Source organism: Clostridium sp. LS, from assembly GCF_002760435.1.
Classification (GTDB): Bacteria; Bacillota; Clostridia; order Clostridiales; family Clostridiaceae; genus Clostridium.
Window position 1 is genome coordinate 101,045 of sequence record NZ_AUUU01000041.1, and the last position, 21,881, is coordinate 122,925.

Sequence of the window (21,881 nt, forward strand, 5' to 3'; positions counted from 1 at the left end):
GTGATATTAATAAATTTAAAATAATAAAGTTTAGTCAAAAATTGGATACAGAATTTTGAAAAAAATTAGTTTAATAGTATAATAAAGTATAGTAATATTAAATTTAGGTTAAGTTTTATTAAAAACAGTTTAAATTTACTTTAAAATAGAATATACTTGTACAGGATTGTAATATTTTAATAATGTGTCGAATTTTATATTTTACAGGGAGATGTGATAGTATGTTTAATTTAAATCCAAAAGAAGATAAGTTCTATAAAATGTTTATAGAAGCTGCACAAAATGTTGATGAAGCAGCAGTAGTATTAAGGAAAAGTTTAGATTCCTTATCTAATATCGATTTAGATGTTAGCAAGATTGAAGAATTAGAGCACAATGGTGATAGATTAGTAAATACTATGGTTAAAGAATTAAATGATTCGTTTATTACTCCATTTGACAGAGAAGATATGTATTTATTAATTAAAAGAATTGATGATGTACTTGACTTGATTAATTCTACAGTACATAGATTTGTTATGTTTAATGTTACTGAAAGCACTGATGCAGCTAAATACCTAGCAGACATGATAATAAAATGTACAAAATTACTTGTAGAATTAATGGGCGAACTTCATTTAATAGGAAATAAAAATCATATAAGTGAAACAATATTAACAATAAATCAAATCGAAAGTGAAGTTGACCGTTTGTTTAGAAAAACAGTAGGAGAGTTATTTAGAAATGAAAAAGATCCTATTGAAATTATAAAATGGAAAGAAATATATCAAATTTTAGAAAATACTATTGATAAGTGTGAAAAAATTGCAAACATTATAGAGGGAGTTGTTATTAAGAATGCTTAGTACTATGACTTTAACAGTATTGATAGTAGTAACAGTATTAATATTTGATTTTATAAATGGATTTCATGATACAGCTACAGCAGTTGCTACTTCGATTACAACAAGGGCGCTTAAACCTAAAACCGCAATTATAATATGTGCAATATTTAACTTTCTAGGTGCATTTACTGGAACAGCAGTTGCTAAAACTGTAGGAGAAAGCATAGTAAGTCATAACTCTATTGAGCAGTGGGTTATATTGGGTGTTTTAATTTCAGCTATAATATGGAATATAATCACATGGTACTTTGGTATTCCAAGTAGTTCTTCTCACGCATTAATAGGAGCATTAGTAGGTGGCGGAATTGCTTATAACGGAAATTTTAATGTAGTTAATTGGTATAATCTTTTCCATGATGTTGTTATATGGATATTTATAGCGCCAATTATAGGATTTACTGTAGGTTACATATTAATGATTTTATTAAATTGGATTTTAAGACCTTTTAAGCCTGGTATTGTAAATAAAATATTTTTAAAGCTTCAAGTTGCTTCAGGTGCATTTATGGCCTTAAATCATGGAAGTAATGATGCACAAAAATCTATGGGATTAATAACTATGGCTTTATTAAGTGGTAAGTTTATAAGTACATTTAATGTGCCTACATGGGTTATAGCATCCTGTGCATTAGCTATGGCAATTGGAACTGCAGCTGGAGGAAAAAAAATTATCAAAACTATGGGAAGCGGGATGGCAAAATTAACACCTGTAAATGGATTTGCAGCCCAAACTGGTGGTGCGGCAGTAATTTATTTAGCGACATTCTTCCATGCTCCAGTAAGTACAACGCATATTATTTCTACCTCAGTAATGGGAGTTGGAGCATCTAAGAGAATAAAATCAGTAAAATGGGGCGTAGCTCAAAATATAGTTTGGGCTTGGATTTTAACAATACCAATTACTGCAAGCCTTTCAGCATTAATTGTCTTTATAATGAAATTGTTTATGTAATAATTAATATAGTAAGAATTAAATAAAATTTAATTTTATAAGTTATGGCCTGTAGATTTTTATTAGCATAGAAAATCTACAGGCCATTTTAGTTCAATTCATATTTAATTGCATTTGATTACATAATTCAATTATGAGTACAATTTAATTTACATTTATCAGAGTTACATCTCTTTTCACATGATTCAAGGTGAATCATAATTTCTGTATGATTAAGACTTTCTTCAATATCTTTTTCGATTTTATCACATATATCATGTGCTTCTTTTATAGTCATGTTTTCAGGGAATACTAAATGCAAGTCGATATATCTAATTCTACCTGACTTTCTTGTCTTGAAATTATGGAAGTTACAGAAGATAGGAGAATATTTATTAATCCTATCTTTTATAATATCCTTTTCCCCATCAGATAAGGCAACATCTAATAGTGGATTAAATGCAGATTTTAATAATTCAAGTGCTTCTTTTAATATAAAGATTGCAACTAATATTGCAACAACCGGGTCTAAGTAATTTAACTTAGTAATCCAAATTAAAAATAACCCTATTCCAACTCCAAGTGAAGTGTATACATCTGCTTTCAAGTGTAATGCGTCTGCCTCTAAGGCTATAGAATCTTCTTGCTTGGCAACTTTATATAGTTGCTTAGATACTGCAAAGTTTATGGCAGAAGAAATAAACATAACTATAAATCCAAGTCCAATAGATTCTATTTCTCCAGGATAAATTATTTTTTTTACTGCCTCAATTATTATCCAAATTGATGCTACAAATATAAGTAGTGCCTCTATTACCCCAGAAATATTTTCTACCTTTCCATGTCCATAAGGATGAACATCATCTGCAGGCATGTCAGATATCTTAACAGAAAAAAATGCTATTATTGCTGCAAGCAAGTCCATTGTTGAATGTATAGCTTCAGAAATTATGCTAACCGAACCTGTAAATAGACCAACAATCAATTTTAGAACTATCAAAGTGGTATTTGAAAGTAGAGACAATCTTGCTACTTTGACTTTAGCATTCATAATAAATACCTCCTAATAAAATTAATGCTTTATCATTTGATAAAACACATTAATAATATAATATACTTTTAAACGCAACAAAGTCAAGGAAAAAGCCTAATTAGAACATAATATCAATTGATAATGATTTGTATTATTGTAAATGATTAATAGTTCCAATACTGGGTTTATTGACAATTAGAGTTAAAATTAGGTTCGGAATTTAAAGAAATGTTGTTAATTAGAATGAAAAATATATTACTTTTTTATAGGTACTGAATAGTATATTAGGAAAGTATTAATTGAAAAATAGGGGGATAAAATGTCGAGATTAACATATGAGGAGCATATCCTATTAGATAATTTGATATATTTGGAGTTAAATCCTAGTGAAAATAAGAAGATTATTGATATTGTCTATAATTTAATGAATAATGGATACTTTGATTATTTCATGAATAAAGTTGGAGATTGTTTGATTAGAATGCCTAAAAGTGAATGGATAAACTTGCTAAAGCAAATACTAAGCAAGCCTAACTTGCGAGAACTGAGAATTACAAATACAAATACTTATTACAACAGTGGAATGAAATACGCTTGCTTTGTAGATGAAGAGGATAATGCTACAGTGGTTTTTAGAGGAACAGTAACAAGTGATGAGTGGGTTGATAATGGCAAATCCGCTTATGATGTTGAAACAACGGAGCAGATAGATGCATTAAACTATATAAATACTCTTAGGTATAACAATATTACTGTAACTGGGCATTCAAAAGGAGGAAACAAAGCTCAGTTTGTAACGATTTTATCGCCGAAGGTAAGCAATTGCATTTCAGTAAATGGGCAAGGTTTTTCTAATGAATTTATAAATAGATATAGTAATGAGATTAATAGTAATAAATCAAAAATTGTATCGATTAATGCAAAGTATGATTATGTTAGTTGTCTATTTAATAGAATTTCTGACAAAATTCATTATATTAAAACAGATATTCAACTAAATCCTTTTGATTACCATAAAATTAGCATATTGCTTGATAGGAATGGAAGATTAAGGGCGGAAACAAATGAAGCAGAATTTACAAAGATTATTAATGATTTTTCAAATAAGATTATTTCAGATTTACCAGAAGATATGAGTAAATTAATTATTAATGAAGTAATTAATATTGTTGAATTGATTACTTGTAAGGAAAAAGATGACAAAAATCTTTTAAAAGTTGTTGGAGAATATTTATTAATGTTTTGTTATGAGAATTATTTAGAATATCAAGAAGTCTTTAATATTGGTTATACATTAATGGAAGCTTTAATTCTGCCTATGTATTTTTGGAATGATTTGATATATGCCCAAGAAACACAATCTAAGGATTCCCTGAATGATATTATAAGGAGAATGGATACGCTCGGAAGCAGTGTTATAAAGAAATTAGAGATTTCCAATAAAAATCAAATTAATGTAACAAATAGTCTTTCAAATTCAATTAACAATTTAATAGACAGGCTTAAAAATGAAAGCCTAAAAAGTTAAACTAATAAACTGTCTCTAAAAGAAATCTAGTATAGTAATCTTTATTTATGATAAGTGACAATAATGAATAATATTAGATTTTGTTTTGGTGACAGTTCTGTTTTAATAAATTTAAATTTATTAATGCATTGATAGATTTTGAAAGACTCTATCCTATTAAATAATTGAAAATTGTATATAATAGAGTATAGAATAAAAAAATAGCATTTAAAGTGTAAAAATGGGAGATTTTATGATTGAAAATTTATTTATATTTTCAGGACTAGTTTTATTATCTGGAGCAGCGTATAGAGATAATAAACTTATAAAAATATCGAAATATCAAATTCAAAGTAATAAGGTTCCAAAGGAGTTTAATAAATTTAAAATAATCCAATTATCCGATTTTCATAATTATATTTTTAACAAAAACAACTCTAGACTTGTTAAAAAGATATTGAAGGAAAATCCTGATATTATAGTTATGACTGGGGATATGGTTAATAAATATGACAAGGATTTTAATGTATTTTTGAACTTAGCAGAAACCTTAAGTAAAAAATATAAAATTTATTATATTATAGGAAATCACGAAAAAAGATTAAAAAAAGAACATTTGAACTTACTTATTAAAAAGTTGACGAATCTTAACATTAATGTGGTTAATGATAAAAATGTAACCATTATTAGGAATAATGAAAGAATACATATTTACGGATTTGATATACCCTTATCGTTTTATAAAACAAAAAATAAACCTAAGAATATAGAAGAGGTTATTTATAAAGCACTAAATAAATGTGAAGAAAAAAATTATAATATTTTACTAGCGCATAATCCTTTGTTTTTTGATATATATGCAAAATACAATGTAGATTTAACATTATCAGGTCATGTTCATGGAGGAATGATTAGACTGCCTTTTATTGGAGGACTGCTTTCTCCAGAAAGAAAGTTTTTTCCAAAGTATAGTGAAGGAGTTTATGAAATAAATAATAAAAAACTTATTGTTAGTAGAGGGTTAGGTTATAGCAAGCCAGGATTTAGAGTAAATAACATGCCTGAAATTGTAAGCATAACTTTATTGAATTTATAACACACCATTTAAGGCTCTATTTTATTTCAACATTTAATTGAATAAAAAATTATTATAAACAAATAATATTTTTATAAATTAATGTAAAAATAGGAGTATAAATTATGGGAAATAAAATGGTTGAATTTTTATCAGAAATTACTACAAAATCATTGCAAATAACTCCAGAAATATTGATTTTAGAATTTACTGTTGTGAATGCTTTTATTATAAGCAATAAGAATAATGAATGGGTACTTGTTGATACCGGACTTGAGAATTCGGCAGATTTTATAATTAAATGTGCAGAAGAAAAGTTTGGCAAAAACAGCAGGCCACAAGCTATAATTTTAACACATGGGCATTTCGACCACGTTGGATCAGTTATTACCTTATGCGACTATTATAATATTCCAGCATATATTCATGAACTAGAACTTCCATATGTAACAGGAGTTAAAGATTATCCTTTAGCAGATCCAACAGTTGATGAGGGAATGGTTGCTAAAATATCAAGATCCTTCTCACATACAAGTATTGATTTAGGTAAGCATGCTAAAGTACTCCCAAAAGATAACAGTGTTCCTGGATTACCGGATTGGAAATATATTCATACACCAGGGCATAGTGAAGGACATATTTCGTTATATAAAGAAGAAGATAAAATCCTTATTGCAGGAGATGCTTTTTGTACAGTAAAACAAGAATCCATAATTTCTGTCTTAACTCAAAACGAACAGATAAGTGGTCCTCCTAAATATCTTACAACAAATTGGGAAGCAGCAGAGGAATCTGTGAATGTATTGAGTGAGTTAAAACCTAATTTAGCCATTCCAAGTCATGGAAAACCTATGGAGGGTGATGAATTAACACAACATTTAAATTTGCTTAAGAATAATTTTAAAGATATAGCTAAACCAAGGCATGGAAAGTTTGTTTAAAAGTAATTGTTAAAATATCTAAAAATAGAAATTTAATATTATTTTGTGAAGCGTTACATAATAAAAAATAACATATATTTTATAAATACGGGAACAATAAATATACACTCATATATAAACATAATGTTTAAGGAGGTAATTATTTATGGTGAATGATAAAGAACATTCAAGTAGAGAAAATTTCGGTAGCAAAAGTATTCTTGGTTGGTTAGGAAGATTAGCAATAACAGTAGTAATCTTAGGAATAACTTCATTTTTAACTCCAGGATTTAGTATTAGAGGCTTATGGTCATTTATATTAGCTGCGATAGTGATTAGTATACTAGATTATTTAGTAGAAGCATTTATGGGAACTAGTGCATCGCCTTTTGGAAGAGGTATAAAAGGATTTATTATTGCTGCTATAATATTATATGTAACACAATTCTTTGTACCAGCTATGAGTGTGTCAATACTTGGTGCTATTTTAGCAGCGTTAGCTATTGGAATATTGGATGCAATATTGCCAGGTAAAGCAATGTAAAGAAATTAGGTTATAAAAATAAGGATGAGTATATGCTCATCCTTATTTCGATTATAACACTTAAGTATAAAAGTAAAACTATTCATGCAATTCTAAAGGTAGCCCATCTGGATCACTAAAAAAAGTGAATTTTTTTCCTGTATATTCATCTATTCTAATTGGCTCAGTATTTATACCATTTGCATTTAATTCTGCAACAACTTCTTCAATATTATCAACACAAAAAGCTAAATGTCTTAAACCGCAAGCCTCAGGATAAGAAGGCCTTTCAGGAGCATTAGGCATAGAAAAAAGTTCAATTTCACTATTACCTATTTTTAAATCTAATTTATAGGAATCTCTGTCTATTCGGTAATTCTCGCGTATAATCTTTAGTCCTAATATATTTACATAAAAATTCTTTGATACTTCATAGTTAGAAGCAATAATAGCAATATGATGTATTAAATTTAAATTCATAGAATTTCTCCTTTTGTTATAATATTTTTTATAATCTATAAAATGTTCTCTTAAAATATTATATAACATTTTAGGTATAAGCTAGCAAATTTATTGATAATTAATAATAATAAGAGTAGTATATATTAAAAGAAAAATAAGTTATCTAATCAGTAATAATAATAAAAATAATGATATGTATTAAAATAATTTCAATGTATAAAAATGGAGGGATTAAATGAAGTATGATTTTGAAACTTTAGTATCTAGAAAAAACATTGGTTCAAGTAAGTGGAATTTGATGAATAAATATAATATGGATATTGATGAGAACATAATACCTCTATCTGTTGCCGATATGGAATTTAAGAATCCTCCAGAAATTACTGAGGGATTAAAGAAATATATTGACTCTAGTATATTTGGATATACAATTGCAACAGAAGCTTACTATAAATCCATATGCAATTGGATGGAAAGAAGGCATGATTGGAAAATTGCTAAAGAATCAATTATAGAATTTGCAGGTGTTGTTCCTGCTCTGTATATGATTATTAGAGCTTTAACAAATCAAGAAGATAATGTTCTTGTTTTGTCTCCAGTGTATTATCCTTTTTACAAAGCTATTACTCTTAATAAAAGAAATCTTATTAAGTCTGAGCTAGTACATTGTGGAGATCATTATGAAATTGATTTTGAAGATTTTGAAGAGAATGCAAAATTAGAAAACACAAAACTATTCATTTTATGTAATCCTCATAATCCTGTTGGAAGAGTTTGGACAAAAGATGAATTGATAAAAATAGGCAGAATATGTATAGAGAATAATATACTAATCGTATCTGATGAAATTCATTCTGATTTAATAATGCCAGGATTTAAACATACTGTTTTTGCAAATATCTCTGAAGAATTTGCTAATCATTCAGTAATTTGTACTGCGCCAAGTAAAACTTTTAATTTGGCAGGACTTCAAGTTTCCAATATCATTGTATCAAATAAAAAAATTAGAGATAAAATTGTAACTGAGCGAAGGTTATCTACAGGTAACATGGGATTAAATATTTTTGCATATAAGGCTTGCGAAATTGCCTACAATGAGTGCGAAGAATGGCTAGAGGAACTTTTGGAAGTTATAAATAAAAATAAAAATTTAGTGGAAGAGTTTGTAAAAACAAATCTGCCTCTTATTAAAGTTATTAATATGGAGGGTACATATCTTCAATGGTTAGACTTTAGAAATTTGGAAAAAGATCATAAAGCCTTAGAAAAATTTATGACAACTGAAGCTATGCTATTCTTAGATGAAGGATATATTTTTGGAGATGAAGGAAGAGGTTTTGAAAGAATTAATTTAGCATGTCCAACAAGTGTGTTACAAAAGGCATTAGAACGTTTATTGGAAGCTGTAAAAAGGTGTTATAAAGAATAAGAGACGAACTTTATTAATTAAGAAATATTTTAATTAGGAATTATTGACAATCTTTATTGAAGAGTATAACATAAAAATAATTAGCAGACAGAAAAAATAAAAATGTGTCTTACAAGAAGGTTGGGATTTTTATGAGCATCACAAAAAGGCCAAATATTAAACTTCCACTATCAAAGAAGGATAAAGCCTTAATTATAGCAGCAACAGTTCCCATTATATTTATAATAATATATTTAAAAATGGTTTGGAGTAATATTCCTGAAATTATACCAACTCATTTTGGGTTTTCCGGAGCACCCGATGCTTATGGAAATAAAACCAGTTTATTTATAATAATAGGAATTTGCACAAGTCTCCATATAATTTTTGTTTTATTAAGCAAAGTTCCTAAATTCTATAACTATCCAGTTTCAATTACAGAAGAAAATGCAAAAGATTTATATAAGGTTGGGCGTCAATTAATTCTTTTAATTGATTTAGAAGTATCATTTATGCTGAGTATATTAACATGGCAAAACATACAAACTGCTATGGGAAATAGACAAGGAGTAAGCCCTATCATGTCTGTGGCAATTATAGTAATTACCTTTGCTACTGTAATATATGGAATTATAAATATGATTAAAGTTCAAAGTAAGTGATATAAATTAGCCTTGTTAATAAAAAATATTAGTAAAATTAAAGTGCAGTAGCAAAAAATAAATGCTACTGCATTTATTTTTGTGAGAATTTATATATATTTGTATAAATTTTTATATTTGGATTAGATAGATAATTATTCCACGTGCGAGAAAATAGGATTATAATGGAGTATATAGTCTAATAAATTATGGGGTGTTTTATGCTTATTATGTCTATAATGGGAACTTCATTCTATTAGATAAAAAAATTTAAATGCTAAATAAGGTTTAGGATAATGAAAGATTAACCGTATCATAAGCGACTGCGGTTTTATTGTTTAGGTCAAAAGCATTATCTCCATATTTCAAATTAACCATTTTTTTGCAAGAGAATATAGTAGTTCTTTGCATTATGATTTATATTTTAAGAGATAGTATAAGCTATAAAAGATGGAAATTAGATATGTAGATGATTATTGGCCATGAACGATTAAAAAAGTAGAATGTAAAGGAATTTATATTTTCAACATGGAAATTAATAATCAGATGTTGGTATATATTAAAGTAAGCTTGAATTTACATTTTGCTCGTCAAGCGAATAGTATAGAAGAGGTGATATATATGGTTAAACCAAATTGGGATGTCTTTAAAGCAAAATTTAGCGAAAATCCTCAAAATAATTTCGAATGGTTTTGTTATTTACTATTCTGTAAAGAATTTAATATAGAGTATGGAATATTTAGATATAAAAATCAGTCAGCTATAGAAACAAATCCGATTGAGATTAATGATGAGGATGTAGTTGCGTGGCAAGCAAAATTCTATGAAACATCGCTTTCAAATCATAAAGAAGATTTAGAGGATACATTAAATAAACTAAAGAGGGATTATCCTAACGTGAATAAGTTATATATCTACTCTAATCAGGAGTGGGGACAAAATAAAGGACAGATGCCTCAAGGACTAAAAGACATTGAAAAGCTAGCAAAAGAATTAGATATTAGTTTAGAGTGGAAATTAGCTAGCTTCTTTGAATCTGAATTTGTTACAGTAAAAAATGATATTATTTCGGAGCACTTTTTTACATTTGAAAAAAACATATTTTCAACATTAGAAGAAATGCAGAAGCATAGCAAGAATTTATTAAGATTCATAGATACTGATATTTCTTTTAACGAGAAAAAATTTGAGATTAAGAGAGAAAATGAATTGAAACAGCTCGTTAATGGTTCTAATCAAGTATATATTATCAGTGGTGCAGGTGGGGTTGGAAAAACTGTCTTAATAAAAAAATTATACGAACGCTTCGAAGAAAATGCTCCATTCTATATCTTTAAGGCCACAGAATTTGAGTTGAGAAATATCAATGATGTATTTGGTGATTTCAATTTGAATGATTTTCTTAATGTTCATAAAGATGTGGAACATAAGACAATAGTAGTTGACTCAGCTGAAAAACTACTGGATTTAAAAAATACAGACCCCTTCAAAGAGTTGTTATCAGCAATAGTTGAAGATAAATGGAAAGTTATTTTTACAACTCGAGATGCTTATCTCAAAGATCTTAACTACCAATTTTTTGAGATTTACAAAATTGCTCCATTAAATATTGGTATACACCCTTTAGAACAAGATGAACTAGACACTATCTCTAATGAGAACGCTTTTACATTACCTAAAGATGAGAAATTACTAGAACTGATTAGGAATCCTTTCTATCTTAATGAATATTTGAAATTCTATAAGGATATTGATGAGATTGATTATGTTGAATTTAAATCAAAGTTGTGGGAGCAAAGAATTAAAAAAAGTAAACCTGAAAGAGAAAAGTGCTTTTTAGAGATTGCTTCTCAAAGGGCGAATACAGGTCAGTTTTTTGTTCAGGTAAAAACTGAAATAGCTAATTATTGTGATGAATTAATGAGTGATGGAATGCTGGGATATGAGGAAGTAGGCTATTTTATAACTCATGATATTTATGAAGAATGGGCGCTAGAAAAAATTATAAATAGAGAATTTACTAATATGTCTGATGAATATGGTTTTTTTGTGTCAATTGGAGAATCGTTGCCTATAAGAAGGTGTTTAAGAAATTGGATATCAGAAAAACTATTACTCGAAAGCCGTGAAATTGTAGAATTCATTGAAGATACTATTAAGAATAATGAGATTGAGTCTTTTTGGAAAGATGAGTTATTCGCTTCTGTTTTACTTTCAGATTATTCAAGAAACTTTTTTGAAGTTTTTAAGAATGAATTATTATCAAATCAGTGTGGGCTTTTAAAAAGATTAACGTTTATATTAAGGATTGCTTGTAAAGAAGTTGATGATGAATTTTTCAAGCGATTAGGTATAAAAAACATAAATCTGTTTACTCTCGAGCACATTCTGACCAAGCCTAAAGGATTTGGATGGGAGGCATTAATCGAGTTTATATACAATAACATTGAGGAAATTGGAATTGAGAACATTAATTTTGTATTACCTTTAATTTATGATTGGAGCGACAAAATTAAAAGTGGAATTACTACTAGGTATGCTGGTCTTATTGCTCTAATATTTTATCAGGAAGTTATCCAAAAGGACATTTACTATTCACAAGATAATACATTAGAATTTATTTTTAAAACAATTATAAACAGCTCTCATGAATTGAAATGTGAATTACAAGATATTATAAAAGAAATATTAAGCAATAAATGGAAGAATCATAGAGACCCATATTACGATTTAGTTAAGTTAATTTTGACTACGCTTGATGGTTTACCAATCTGTAAAGTATTACCGAAAGAAATCTTGGAGTTAGCTGATTTATTTTGGACTTATACACCAAAAGAAAATCAGTTATTTTCAGGCTGGAGCGGTGATCCCGAATATGATTTTGGTATAGAAAACGACTATGGAGATTATCATCCTGTGAGTGCGTATCAAAGCCCTATTTACTGGCTATTACAGGTTAGAACAAAAGAAACTATTGACTTCATAATAAATTTTACAAATAAATCTGTAAATAAGTATATTACATCAAATCTAGCCTCTACACTTGATGTGATAACTGAAGTTGTAGTTAAGTTAAATGACCAAAATCATAAAAAACAGTATAGTAGTCAATGCTTGTGGGAGATTTACAGAGGGACGAGTTCTCCGGTAAGTCCAAACTTGTTGCAATCTATTCACATGGCGTTAGAAAAATTTCTTCTAGAAGTAGCAGAGAAAACAGAAGCTGAAGTGTTAGTAAGTTGGTTAAATTATCTACTAGAATTTTCTGAGAGTGCCTCAATTTCATCAGTAGTGACAAGTATTGTGTTGGCATATCCAGAAAAAACATTTGATACTGCAAAAATCTTATTTAGAACTAGAGAATTCATTATCAATGATATTCATAGACTTGATTCAGAGCAAGGTGCTAAAACACTATATTCAATAGGACAAAACTGGGGCTTTAGCCAAAATAGTATATATGATAATGAGAGGTTAAAGACTTGTGATGATAAGCATCGAAAGTGGTGTTTAGAAAGCTTATTTCTAAACTATCAAGTTTTTGCAATGCAAGAATTAGGAGAGGAAGAGACTAATAAACGTCAGAAAATTCTATGGGATATTCTAGATGATTATTATAATAAACTACCACCAGACTCTGAACAGGATGAAACTGATAAGACTTGGAGATTGTTTTTAGCAAGAATGGATAGACGGAAGATGAAAATAAATACTGAAGAGACTGATGGTGGTATTCTAATTCAGTTTGAGCCAGAGATAGAACCAGAAATTGATGAGTTTAGAGAGGAAAATCAAAAGACATATGACGAACATATGAGATATGTTCCATTGAAGCTATGGGCTGATTTCAAATTCAAAAATGATGAAAAATCAAAGAAATATGAGCAGTATGATAGCAATCCCCAAAATGCATTAGATGAAGTTAGGGAAATATTAAAAAGACTTAACGAGCCTTATAACCCAGAGCTTACTCAAACAACACACGCTGAAAATGAGAGATTCCATTTATTTAATTACCAAATACCATCATGTGTATGTGCGGTGTTAGTTGAGCATTATATCGATAAATTGAATGATGAAGATAAAAAATTTTGCAAGGACGTTGTAATTGAAAAAGTGATATCCTGTGTACAGCCTAATTATTTCTATCAAGTAGGGGATGGTGTGCAGGAAGCAATTGCTTCATTACCAAAGCTGATGAAGTTATATCCCGAGGATAAGGACACTATAAAACTATTGCTATTACTTATACTGTTTAAGGATGAATCAGTTGGGGGAATTCTATCAACTGAAAGATTCAACGTTTTTCCTATGATAGCAATACATCAATTATGGGAAATCGAATTTGATGATGCGCATTCATTATTATTGGGTTATCTAGTATTCAAGTACAGATATAATGAATTAATAAGTGAAATTCGAAAAGAGAGCTATGAAAATGGAATTTATAAACCTGATTTAGGAGGATTATTGAATAGATTTCTAACTGTAAATGAGGTGAACCTAAATAAGATGGTTAATAACGAATTATCCATTTCAGATTTAGGTAATATTCAAGAACTTGATTTGTTTATATTATCGAATGCTTTGAAATTGATGCCTAGCAAGTTAAAGGATAGAGGGCATATCGCTATTGCTTATGAGATAATATCTGTGTTTGCAAGAACGCTAACGCAGAGTAGGGGTGGTAATAAAGTTGATTACATGGTACGTAATGACTTTTTAAAGAAATACGCTTACCTTGTTTTGGGTTCAGAAAGTAGTGAAGTTGCCCAATTGATTCAACCATTTATAGATAATTTCAATTCATCAGAATCAATTGCAGAGATGTTTCAAGAATTTATTTATGCTGAAGATAGATTGAATAGTTATGATAATTTTTGGTTAGTATGGAATCAGTTCAAAGATAAAATAATTGAATTAACTGTTAATGGGGTAAATAAGTGGTATCTAGATGAAATTATTAAAAGTTACTTATTTGCACAAACACGATGGAACGATAATGCTAAAGGATGGCATACATTGAAATTAACAAACATGAGATTGATAAAGGATGTATCTGAGCAGATAGGTCAACATCCTTCAGTCCTATATTCTATATCTAAACTATTGAATGATATTGGGAGTTCATTTGTCGCTGATGGACTAATATGGATATCTAATATGTTATCGAAGCATTCAAAATATGAAACTTTAAAGATCGAAAGGAATACTTCTTATTATCTAGAAAACTTGGTAAGAAAGTACGTTTATAAAGAGCGAGAAAAGATTAAGAAGAACAAACGGTTAAAGCAGAAAATTCTAGTTATACTAAATTTCCTAGTAGAAAAAGGTTCAACTGTTGGCTATATCCTTAGAGAAAATATTATTTAGATTGACTAAAATATGCTTAAAGTAGAAATGGAGTTTATTACCAATTAAGAAAACGGACTTTGATACAGTACGATGAACCAGATTATAAATTCATATAATCTACTCAGAATGACTTTATGTAGTAACTAATAAAAGAAGTTTTTTGATAAACGAATATGATGATAGTAACAAAACATTTTATAATCGAATCATAACTATATAAATGTAAATTGCTTTTATTTAATGAGGTTTAAGGAGTGATGTAATGTATAGAGAATGTACTAAAGAGGTAGCTGAATGTGCTTATAGATTTGATTATCGTCGCTGCAATAAAGGAAACTGTCCTTTTCCTAATGAATATGAACAAATTAAACCTAAAATAGTTGAAAGAGTGAAGATAAATCAAATATATTTTGAAAAACTTAATAAGAAGAAGGAGTAATTATTAAATGCACAAATTAATAAATTGGACATACCTTAGTGATTTCAATTAAGCTAACAATGTAAAAAATTGAATCAACAGGTAAATAATTCATAAGCGTTATATTAAATAAAAAGTGCAAAGGAGCCAATAAAAATGAATCCTAAAACAATATATGAAAAAGGATTACTGTTTCATCATTATTCAAATACAGCATATCCATTAACTCCATCATCATTTATGGAGTACAGAATAAGCGATGAAAATCAGATTCCACAGTTTCTTGAGGAAGAACTTAACAAGTTTGAAGAACTGAGTCTTTATATACATATACCTTTTTGCAAGCAGAGATGCCGCTTTTGTGAATATGCAGTTTTGGAAAACACAGATGATGAAACAGAAGATCTATACGTATCACTATTGTTGAAAGAAATAGAAATGTATTCTAAACTTCTTAAGGGCAAAAAGATTGTAGGATATGATATAGGGGGAGGAACACCGAGTAAGTTATCAGAAAAAAACTTGATGACAATTACTGAGACACTTCGTAATTCATTTGATTTTTCAAAAGAGACTGTTTATAGTATAGAAACTACACCTCTAATTGCTATGCAGGAGCCAAAGAAAATTCTAGCTATTTTTAATATGGGATATCGCAGAATAAGTATGGGTATTCAGACTATATCAGAAAAGCTGCTTAATGAATTAGGTAGAGAAGGTACTACTGGAATATATGAAAAGGCTGTTATGAATATAAGAAAAGCTGGATTCACACAGTTAAATGTTGATTTAATGTATGGTTTTCTGCATCAGACTGATGATGATTTTGAAACAACATTGAGATATGCGATTGGTCTGAACCCAGAGTATATTACACTTTATCGTAACAGGTATAAAGGTACTAAGATTGAGGCTGAGGCCGGTGGAGTATCTTTGTACAAGATTATTCGCCAGTATCGTCTTGCATTCGAGATATTAAATGAAAATGGATATAAAGCAAATTATGGCAAGAATACATTCAGCAGAGTTGATGGAGATTATGGTACAAGCGATTATCTTACAAAACGTGTAATTAGTGGATTACCATATGTAGGTATTGGTCTAGGAGCACAATCTTTTGGATATGATTATCTGGCATACAACGAAGGTGCAGCTAGTAAGCAAATTAATACGTATCGCAAAAAAATTGAAGCAGGAAAGTTACCAATACAGGATATTTATAAGCTGCCACTTGAAGAATCTATAGGTAAAATGGTTTCAGTTGCATTTTATTTTGGTTTTATTAATTTTAAGGCTTTTGAAAAACGATTTGGGATTAAATTTTGTGAACATTTTAGTGAGGAAGTTAAATTTGTCACCGAAAATGGACTTATGGAAATAAAAAATGGAGGGATTTATCTTACTGAAAGAGGATCTGACTACATAACTGGAGTAATTCCACTTTTTTATTCAGAACGTTCCAAAAAAGAACTTATTAAATTATCCAGCAAAACAATTAATAGATCACAAGATGAGAAAGTTTTTTTAGAGGCGTATAATATTGAAGAATATTCAAAACCGTCATTGACCGTTGATTGTGTAATATTTTTTGCTGAACAGGATAAAGTGCTTAACGATAAAAATATGAAAGTCCTTTTAATTAAGCGAGGAGAACATCCATATATGAATTGTTGGGCAATCCCAGGAGGATTTGTTAAAATAAATGAAACCTTGGAAGAAACAGCAGTTCGTGAGCTTGAGGAAGAAACGGGATTAAAAAATGTTCAATTATCTTTGGTTCATGTATTCAGTAATGCAAAGAGGGATCCAAGAGGATGGATTGTTTCTTGTGCGTATGCAGGATTAATTAGAGAAGAACCAGATTTTCTACGTTATGGTGAAGATGCCATTGATGTAAAATGGTTTGACGTAACAGGGCTTGGTAAGATGGAACTTGCTTTTGATCATGCTGAAATAATCCAAACAGCTCTTAATAAAATTAAAGAATAAGGTTATATTAGTATTTCAAATAGCAACTGGCAATTAGGCTAACAATGGGTAGTTGATGTGATTCGACAAAAGCATTTAAATTTTTGAAGATAGTTTATGATAATTGTTTCAGAAATAAATGATGGTTATAGTTTTAGGCCATTTTTATAAGTGAAAATGATGTTTAAAGAAGTTATATATTCTACTATTAAAAGTTATCATTTTCAGTAATATTAAAAAATGAAAGTAAAATTCTTATGAAAATGGAATCATTGGTAGCTATGTAAAAAGTGTTTGGGAGAGTGGCTTTAAAATGATAATTAAAAAATCTTTGATAAATAAAAGTATTGAGTACATTTTGCTGCATATAGATGAGGATATTTCAATTGAAGATGTTGCTAATCACTGTAATTTTTCAAAATATCATTTTAGCAGAATGTTTAAAGAAGAAACAGGAGTAAGTATTTATTCCTTTATCAAACGTATAAAAATGGATCAAAGTGCAGTAAGTCTTAAGGTTGAAAAAAACAAAACTATTACTGATATTGGAGTTAATTATGGATAAAGTTCTTCCAATTATAGTTCAGCTTTTAGTAAGCAATATAGCATTTGTCCAGCAGAATTCAGAAAGGCAATGAATTCAACAAGTATTACTAATCCATTTTTTTCTAGTGAATATAATGCTTTTAAGTCTTTTGAGCATTATAATGAGAAAATAATTATACAAAATTTAGCTGATTTCAAAGTGATTTATGAAAGATATATTGGAAATTATAGTGATATAGGTGTTAATTGGTATAGTTTTATGGAACGATATAAAACTTATATTAAACCAAATACACTTTTAATTGAAAAATCTTATGATGATCCATCTATTACCCAATTAGACAAATGTATATATGATTTATGTATTACTGTTGATGAAGAGGTAGATATAGAAAATGTTACAACAATAAAAAGCGGTAAATTTGCAGTTTATGAATTCAGTGGATATATACATGATATTTTTGCGACATTCCTAGGGATTTTTAATATTTGGCTTCCACGTAGTGGATATAACAGGGATGAAAGATATGCATTAGGTATCTACCAAAATATCGATAGAAAAAATAATCATGTTACTATGGATTTATGTATTGCTATAAAATAGAGCAAGAATTCAGAAGTAAAAAAGTAAAAATTCCTTTAGTATAAAAATAGTGATAAGGTCATCACTAGATAAAGTGAAGAAAAGAGGAATTTTATGTTTGATATAAGGAAAATCCAAGAGCAGGTTATTTATGAAGCGGTAAAAAATGAGAGCAATGAAGATATTGCAAGGGAAGTTGTATATGGAAAAGCTGAAAATGGTAAATCAGAGAGTAATGCTATGTGGGTAAATTCTACAATGAAGAGATTAGAAAGCAAATTTGATAAGGCAACCACAAAGAAGATAAGAATGAAGTGTCAGTGCGGATATGGAATGGATAAGAAGTTTGAATTAGTAAAAGAACTAATGGAATTATCATCAAGTTTAGAGGAGTTTGGAAATTTACAGAAAGCAAAAGATGCAGGGTTGTTTTATGAAAATGGGGATCTTTATTTACAATTTAATTTCTGTCCATGCCCAATGCTTGCAGAGGTAGATAGGCTAGATTCTGATGCATGGTGTCAATGTACTACTGGATATAGTAAAGTACTATTTGAAAAAGCCTTTCAGTGTAAAGTTGATGTTGAGTTATTGAAAAGTATAAAAATGGGTAATGAAAGATGTCTTATGAAAATAATGCCACAAGGGGTTATATGGAAATAGAATATTTTACTTTGCTTTAAGGCTATTAAATGAATAAAATTAATATTTTAGCGTGAGACACTATTCTTGGTGGGATAAGTTAAAGCCTAGTAGACATACGCTACGGAATTTCTATATTTGTACTTTAAATTTATACAATAATTATGTAAGATGCATACGTAAGAATAAAATAGAAAAACATTATTTAATTAGTTACGGTGAACATTATCGCAGAAAGATGTGATTTCGAATTAGAGATGAAATTCCCAGTATTCATATACCCATTAGGCTAATAATACGAAGCTAAGATTAAAATTTGTTTTTTAAGAATTGGGTAGTATGGTATTTTGAAAATATGTTTAAGGATTAATTTACATATAAATTGAAGCTTGAAAGGAGGATTTTACTATGAAAAATCTGAAAGTAGCTTTATTGCAGCTTATGCCTGAAGATACTTTAGACGGCAATACACAAAAAGGATTAAAATATTGCAGAAAATCGAAGGAAATGGGTGCAGATATTGTATTGTTTCCTGAAATGTGGAGCGTTGGCTATAACATTCCTGAGGACATTAATGAATTGAAAGCAAGCGCTGTAACTGCTAATAGTTCGTTTGTTAATTCATTTGCTAAACTTTCAAAAGAACTTAATATGGCTATTGGAATAACATTCCTTGAAAAGTATGATCCATTACCAAGGAACACCTTTTGCTTGTTTGACCGTTTTGGCAACAATATACTTACTTATGCAAAGGTACATACCTGTGATTTTGGAGATGAATGTAGGTTAACAGCAGGTAATGATTTTTATGTTGCCGATTTAGATACTGCACAAGGTAGTGTAAAAATAGGTGCAATGATTTGCTATGACAGGGAATTTCCAGAAAGCGCAAGAATTCTAATGTTAAAAGGTGCCGAGATTATTTTAGTACCTAACGCTTGCCCTATGGAGATAAACCGAATTTCACAGTTGAGGGCAAGAGCATATGAAAATATGGTTGGCATTGTAACTGTAAATTATCCAAAAGGTAAACCTGACTGTAATGGCCATTCTACTGCATTTGATGGGATTGCGTATAGACCTTCTGACTTTGGTTCAAGAGACACGCTTATTATTGAAGCTGGTGAACGAGAGGGAATTTATATAGCCGACTTTCCTATTGATGAGATCAGAGAGTATAGAAGCCGTGAAGTACATGGGAACTCATACCGTCACCCACAGAAATATAAATTACTTATTTCAGAAAGGATTGAAGAGCCATTCATCAGAAATGATTACAGAAAATAGTAAAAGGAAAGTAAAAAATTAAAATGCAATTTCAATTAATTATTCATATAATTGGACGTGCTGTAGTGATGCTAATTAGGCTAATAATCTACACAACATGTAGATCTGACGTGGAAAGTAAAACTTATTATTTTTATTCAACAAAATCTTGAGTAACTTATTGTAGTGATAATTAAAATTTAATGAGATGGATAAATTCCAATGTAAGGTTGAGCGATATAAATAGTAATTTATCCGTATGTTAATCAGCGTATTAATTTTAATGGAGTAGGGGGAAAAACAATATTACTTGCAAGAGCTCTAAGCCTGAACAAGAGGCTTTTATAGGAAACTAAGCAGGAGGAAGGTTTTTTTCTTTTCTTAGAAACTGATGATTTTTGGCGTGATTATAATGAAATGAGAAGAATAGGAATAAAATTTGTTAGAGAACCTAAAAACCAGGATTATGGAACAGTTGCAGTATTTAAGGATTTATACGGAAACTTATGGGATTTAGTTGAGTTCAATGGAAATCATCCAATGTTCAAAAGGATTAAATAAATTTTTATAGTAATAATATAATGTTATTCCTATCCATACCTAATGTTATTATTTCTATAGTAATATTATTATTTAGAAATTAAATGTAGAGAACAGTTAATTTGAATAAAAAATGAGAGACGGTTTAAATAAAATTAGATTGTCTCTTTTCTTATGTTAGTAAAAAAATACCTTTCGGTTCATTTTTTTAGCAATACAATATTTTTTAAAGCTTCTAGTGGTGCTGACATCCATTTTTCTCGATGATATATCATTCTAGCATTTATAAATATCCTATCAATATCTACGGGCAGCATTACAAGTTCGCCTCTTTGAATTTCTTTATCAACTGCTATGCTCGGTAGTAGGGTAATACCAAGGCCATTTTTAACGCACTGCTTTATTGCTTCTAGACTACCAAACTCCATAATAGTGTTTGATTTTACATTTAGATTTTGAAGCAATTTTTTCAATTCAAAGCTGTAACCGCTCTTTGCTTCAGTAAGAATAAATGATTGGTTTTCAAGTTCATATGCAGTAATTTTTTTCAAAGCAGTAAGCGGATGATCCGGTGCAGCAACAAAAATAGCAGAATCTTGAAAGAGATCTATTTGAGAAAGATGTTGTTGTCCAGACTCATCATGAAGACCAAATGCAACGTCAATAATATTTTTTTCTAGCATTTCAGGAAATTCGGGGCACTCTGCCATTTTAAGTATTATTTGAACATCGGGATAGATTTTACTATATTCTTTAAGGAGTGGTGGAAGCCAAAATACACAGAGGGTTTCTGCTGCTCCTATTTTCAGCGAACCTTTAACTTTTTCATCATTGTCAAATAGTTTATGAATTTCTTCAGCGTCTTTAATCATTCTTTCAGCCGAAGAAATTAGTTTTTTTCCTTGTTCGTTTAAGAATACCTTTCGCCCAAGTCGTTCAAAGAGTTTAACATCAAGTTCTTGCTCAAGATTGCGTATATGATCTGATACAGTGGATTGGGAATAATTAAGTTCCTCAGCAGCAGCTCTAAAATTTAACAACCTTGCAACAACAATAAATGTTTGAAGTTGTCTAATATCCAATAAATCACATCCAATCGGGATAGTCGATTAAATTAATTGAAATAATCGACTTATCAATATGTTTCTTTTATGATACACTAACCAAAAATGTATTTCA

Annotated in this window: 16 protein-coding genes and 2 pseudogenes; 15 read left to right on the top strand and 3 right to left on the bottom strand. The window is 29.2% G+C overall.

Features of this window, described 5'->3' with window-relative positions:
* Positions 1-221 precede the first annotated feature (221 nt).
* Positions 222-845 carry a DUF47 family protein gene (locus COL3_RS11030; protein WP_008421591.1) on the top strand — a complete coding sequence of 208 codons (624 nt, stop codon included), beginning with the start codon at positions 222-224 and terminating at the stop codon, positions 843-845.
* Positions 838-1,836, top strand: a complete 999-nt coding sequence (locus COL3_RS11035; protein WP_008421594.1) for an inorganic phosphate transporter — start codon at positions 838-840, stop codon at positions 1,834-1,836. The genes COL3_RS11030 and COL3_RS11035 overlap by 8 nt, the downstream gene beginning before the upstream one ends.
* 127 nt (positions 1,837-1,963) lie before the next feature.
* Here the strand turns inward: COL3_RS11035 and COL3_RS11040 are convergent, their stop codons facing one another.
* Positions 1,964-2,866, bottom strand: coding sequence for a cation diffusion facilitator family transporter (locus COL3_RS11040; RefSeq protein WP_008421596.1), 903 nt, complete (start codon positions 2,864-2,866; stop codon positions 1,964-1,966).
* A 301-nt stretch (positions 2,867-3,167) separates the two neighbouring features.
* Here COL3_RS11040 and COL3_RS11045 point away from each other — a divergent pair, with 301 nt between their 5' ends.
* From COL3_RS11045 to COL3_RS11060, 4 genes are all read left to right on the top strand, one after another.
* Positions 3,168-4,376 carry an Mbeg1-like protein gene (locus tag COL3_RS11045; RefSeq protein WP_008421598.1) on the top strand — a complete coding sequence of 403 codons (1,209 nt, stop codon included), beginning with the start codon at positions 3,168-3,170 and terminating at the stop codon, positions 4,374-4,376.
* A 232-nt stretch (positions 4,377-4,608) separates the two neighbouring features.
* A complete protein-coding gene (locus COL3_RS11050) occupies positions 4,609-5,451 on the top strand; it encodes a metallophosphoesterase (protein ID WP_008421600.1) in 843 nt (280 codons plus the stop codon).
* Between the two features lie 104 nt (positions 5,452-5,555).
* The gene (locus tag COL3_RS11055; protein ID WP_008421603.1) at positions 5,556-6,371 is read left to right on the top strand and encodes an MBL fold metallo-hydrolase; all 816 of its coding nucleotides are present in this window, start codon (positions 5,556-5,558) and stop codon (positions 6,369-6,371) included.
* Between the two features lie 145 nt (positions 6,372-6,516).
* A complete protein-coding gene (locus COL3_RS11060; RefSeq protein ID WP_008421605.1) occupies positions 6,517-6,894 on the top strand; it encodes a phage holin family protein in 378 nt (125 codons plus the stop codon).
* Between the two features lie 78 nt (positions 6,895-6,972).
* Here the strand turns inward: COL3_RS11060 and COL3_RS11065 are convergent, their stop codons facing one another.
* Positions 6,973-7,353, bottom strand: coding sequence for a VOC family protein (locus COL3_RS11065; RefSeq protein ID WP_008421607.1), 381 nt, complete (start codon positions 7,351-7,353; stop codon positions 6,973-6,975).
* 217 nt (positions 7,354-7,570) lie between these two features.
* Here COL3_RS11065 and COL3_RS11070 point away from each other — a divergent pair, with 217 nt between their 5' ends.
* The 9 genes and pseudogenes from COL3_RS11070 to COL3_RS29695 form a co-directional block, all read left to right on the top strand.
* Positions 7,571-8,764: a MalY/PatB family protein gene (locus COL3_RS11070; RefSeq protein WP_008421610.1), complete on the top strand. Its 1,194-nt coding sequence runs from the start codon at positions 7,571-7,573 to the stop codon at positions 8,762-8,764.
* 131 nt (positions 8,765-8,895) lie between these two features.
* On the top strand, positions 8,896-9,405 hold the full coding sequence (locus tag COL3_RS11075; protein WP_008421612.1) for a DUF1648 domain-containing protein: 510 nt from the start codon (positions 8,896-8,898) through the stop codon (positions 9,403-9,405).
* A 600-nt stretch (positions 9,406-10,005) separates the two neighbouring features.
* Positions 10,006-14,757: an AVAST type 4 anti-phage nuclease Avs4 gene (avs4, locus tag COL3_RS11080; protein WP_099716613.1), complete on the top strand. Its 4,752-nt coding sequence runs from the start codon at positions 10,006-10,008 to the stop codon at positions 14,755-14,757.
* A 244-nt stretch (positions 14,758-15,001) separates the two neighbouring features.
* Positions 15,002-15,178 carry a hypothetical protein gene (locus COL3_RS28700; protein WP_008421616.1) on the top strand — a complete coding sequence of 59 codons (177 nt, stop codon included), beginning with the start codon at positions 15,002-15,004 and terminating at the stop codon, positions 15,176-15,178.
* 135 nt (positions 15,179-15,313) lie between these two features.
* Entirely contained in the window at positions 15,314-17,146 is a 1,833-nt protein-coding gene (locus COL3_RS11085) for a radical SAM protein (protein ID WP_008421618.1), read from the top strand.
* A 292-nt stretch (positions 17,147-17,438) separates the two neighbouring features.
* Positions 17,439-18,275, top strand: a pseudogene (locus COL3_RS11090) (AraC family transcriptional regulator).
* 93 nt (positions 18,276-18,368) lie between these two features.
* Positions 18,369-18,917, top strand: coding sequence for a DUF6144 family protein (locus tag COL3_RS11095; RefSeq protein WP_008421627.1), 549 nt, complete (start codon positions 18,369-18,371; stop codon positions 18,915-18,917).
* 387 nt (positions 18,918-19,304) lie between these two features.
* Positions 19,305-20,183, top strand: a complete 879-nt coding sequence (locus COL3_RS11100; protein WP_008421629.1) for a carbon-nitrogen hydrolase family protein — start codon at positions 19,305-19,307, stop codon at positions 20,181-20,183.
* Between the two features lie 293 nt (positions 20,184-20,476).
* Positions 20,477-20,723: pseudogene (locus COL3_RS29695) on the top strand (VOC family protein); the annotation flags it as partial.
* A gap of 179 nt (positions 20,724-20,902) precedes the next feature.
* On the opposite strand, the gene COL3_RS11110 reads toward COL3_RS29695, so the two are convergent.
* Complete coding sequence (locus COL3_RS11110; protein WP_008421630.1) at positions 20,903-21,784, bottom strand: LysR family transcriptional regulator; 882 nt, start codon at positions 21,782-21,784, stop codon at positions 20,903-20,905.
* Positions 21,785-21,881 lie beyond the last annotated feature (97 nt).

Bases quoted from the DNA above. Each gene is read 5' to 3' on its own strand.
- COL3_RS11030 (WP_008421591.1), top strand. From the start codon at position 222: ATGTTTAATTTAAATCCAAAAGAAGATAAGTTCTATAAAATGTTTATA.
- COL3_RS11035 (WP_008421594.1), top strand. From the start codon at position 838: ATGCTTAGTACTATGACTTTAACAGTATTGATAGTAGTAACAGTATTA.
- COL3_RS11040 (WP_008421596.1), bottom strand. From the start codon at position 2,866: ATGAATGCTAAAGTCAAAGTAGCAAGATTGTCTCTACTTTCAAATACC.
- COL3_RS11045 (WP_008421598.1), top strand. From the start codon at position 3,168: ATGTCGAGATTAACATATGAGGAGCATATCCTATTAGATAATTTGATA.
- COL3_RS11050 (WP_008421600.1), top strand. From the start codon at position 4,609: ATGATTGAAAATTTATTTATATTTTCAGGACTAGTTTTATTATCTGGA.
- COL3_RS11055 (WP_008421603.1), top strand. From the start codon at position 5,556: ATGGGAAATAAAATGGTTGAATTTTTATCAGAAATTACTACAAAATCA.
- COL3_RS11060 (WP_008421605.1), top strand. From the start codon at position 6,517: ATGGTGAATGATAAAGAACATTCAAGTAGAGAAAATTTCGGTAGCAAA.
- COL3_RS11065 (WP_008421607.1), bottom strand. From the start codon at position 7,353: ATGAATTTAAATTTAATACATCATATTGCTATTATTGCTTCTAACTAT.
- COL3_RS11070 (WP_008421610.1), top strand. From the start codon at position 7,571: ATGAAGTATGATTTTGAAACTTTAGTATCTAGAAAAAACATTGGTTCA.
- COL3_RS11075 (WP_008421612.1), top strand. From the start codon at position 8,896: ATGAGCATCACAAAAAGGCCAAATATTAAACTTCCACTATCAAAGAAG.
- avs4 (WP_099716613.1), top strand. From the start codon at position 10,006: ATGGTTAAACCAAATTGGGATGTCTTTAAAGCAAAATTTAGCGAAAAT.
- COL3_RS28700 (WP_008421616.1), top strand. From the start codon at position 15,002: ATGTATAGAGAATGTACTAAAGAGGTAGCTGAATGTGCTTATAGATTT.
- COL3_RS11085 (WP_008421618.1), top strand. From the start codon at position 15,314: ATGAATCCTAAAACAATATATGAAAAAGGATTACTGTTTCATCATTAT.
- COL3_RS11095 (WP_008421627.1), top strand. From the start codon at position 18,369: ATGTTTGATATAAGGAAAATCCAAGAGCAGGTTATTTATGAAGCGGTA.
- COL3_RS11100 (WP_008421629.1), top strand. From the start codon at position 19,305: ATGAAAAATCTGAAAGTAGCTTTATTGCAGCTTATGCCTGAAGATACT.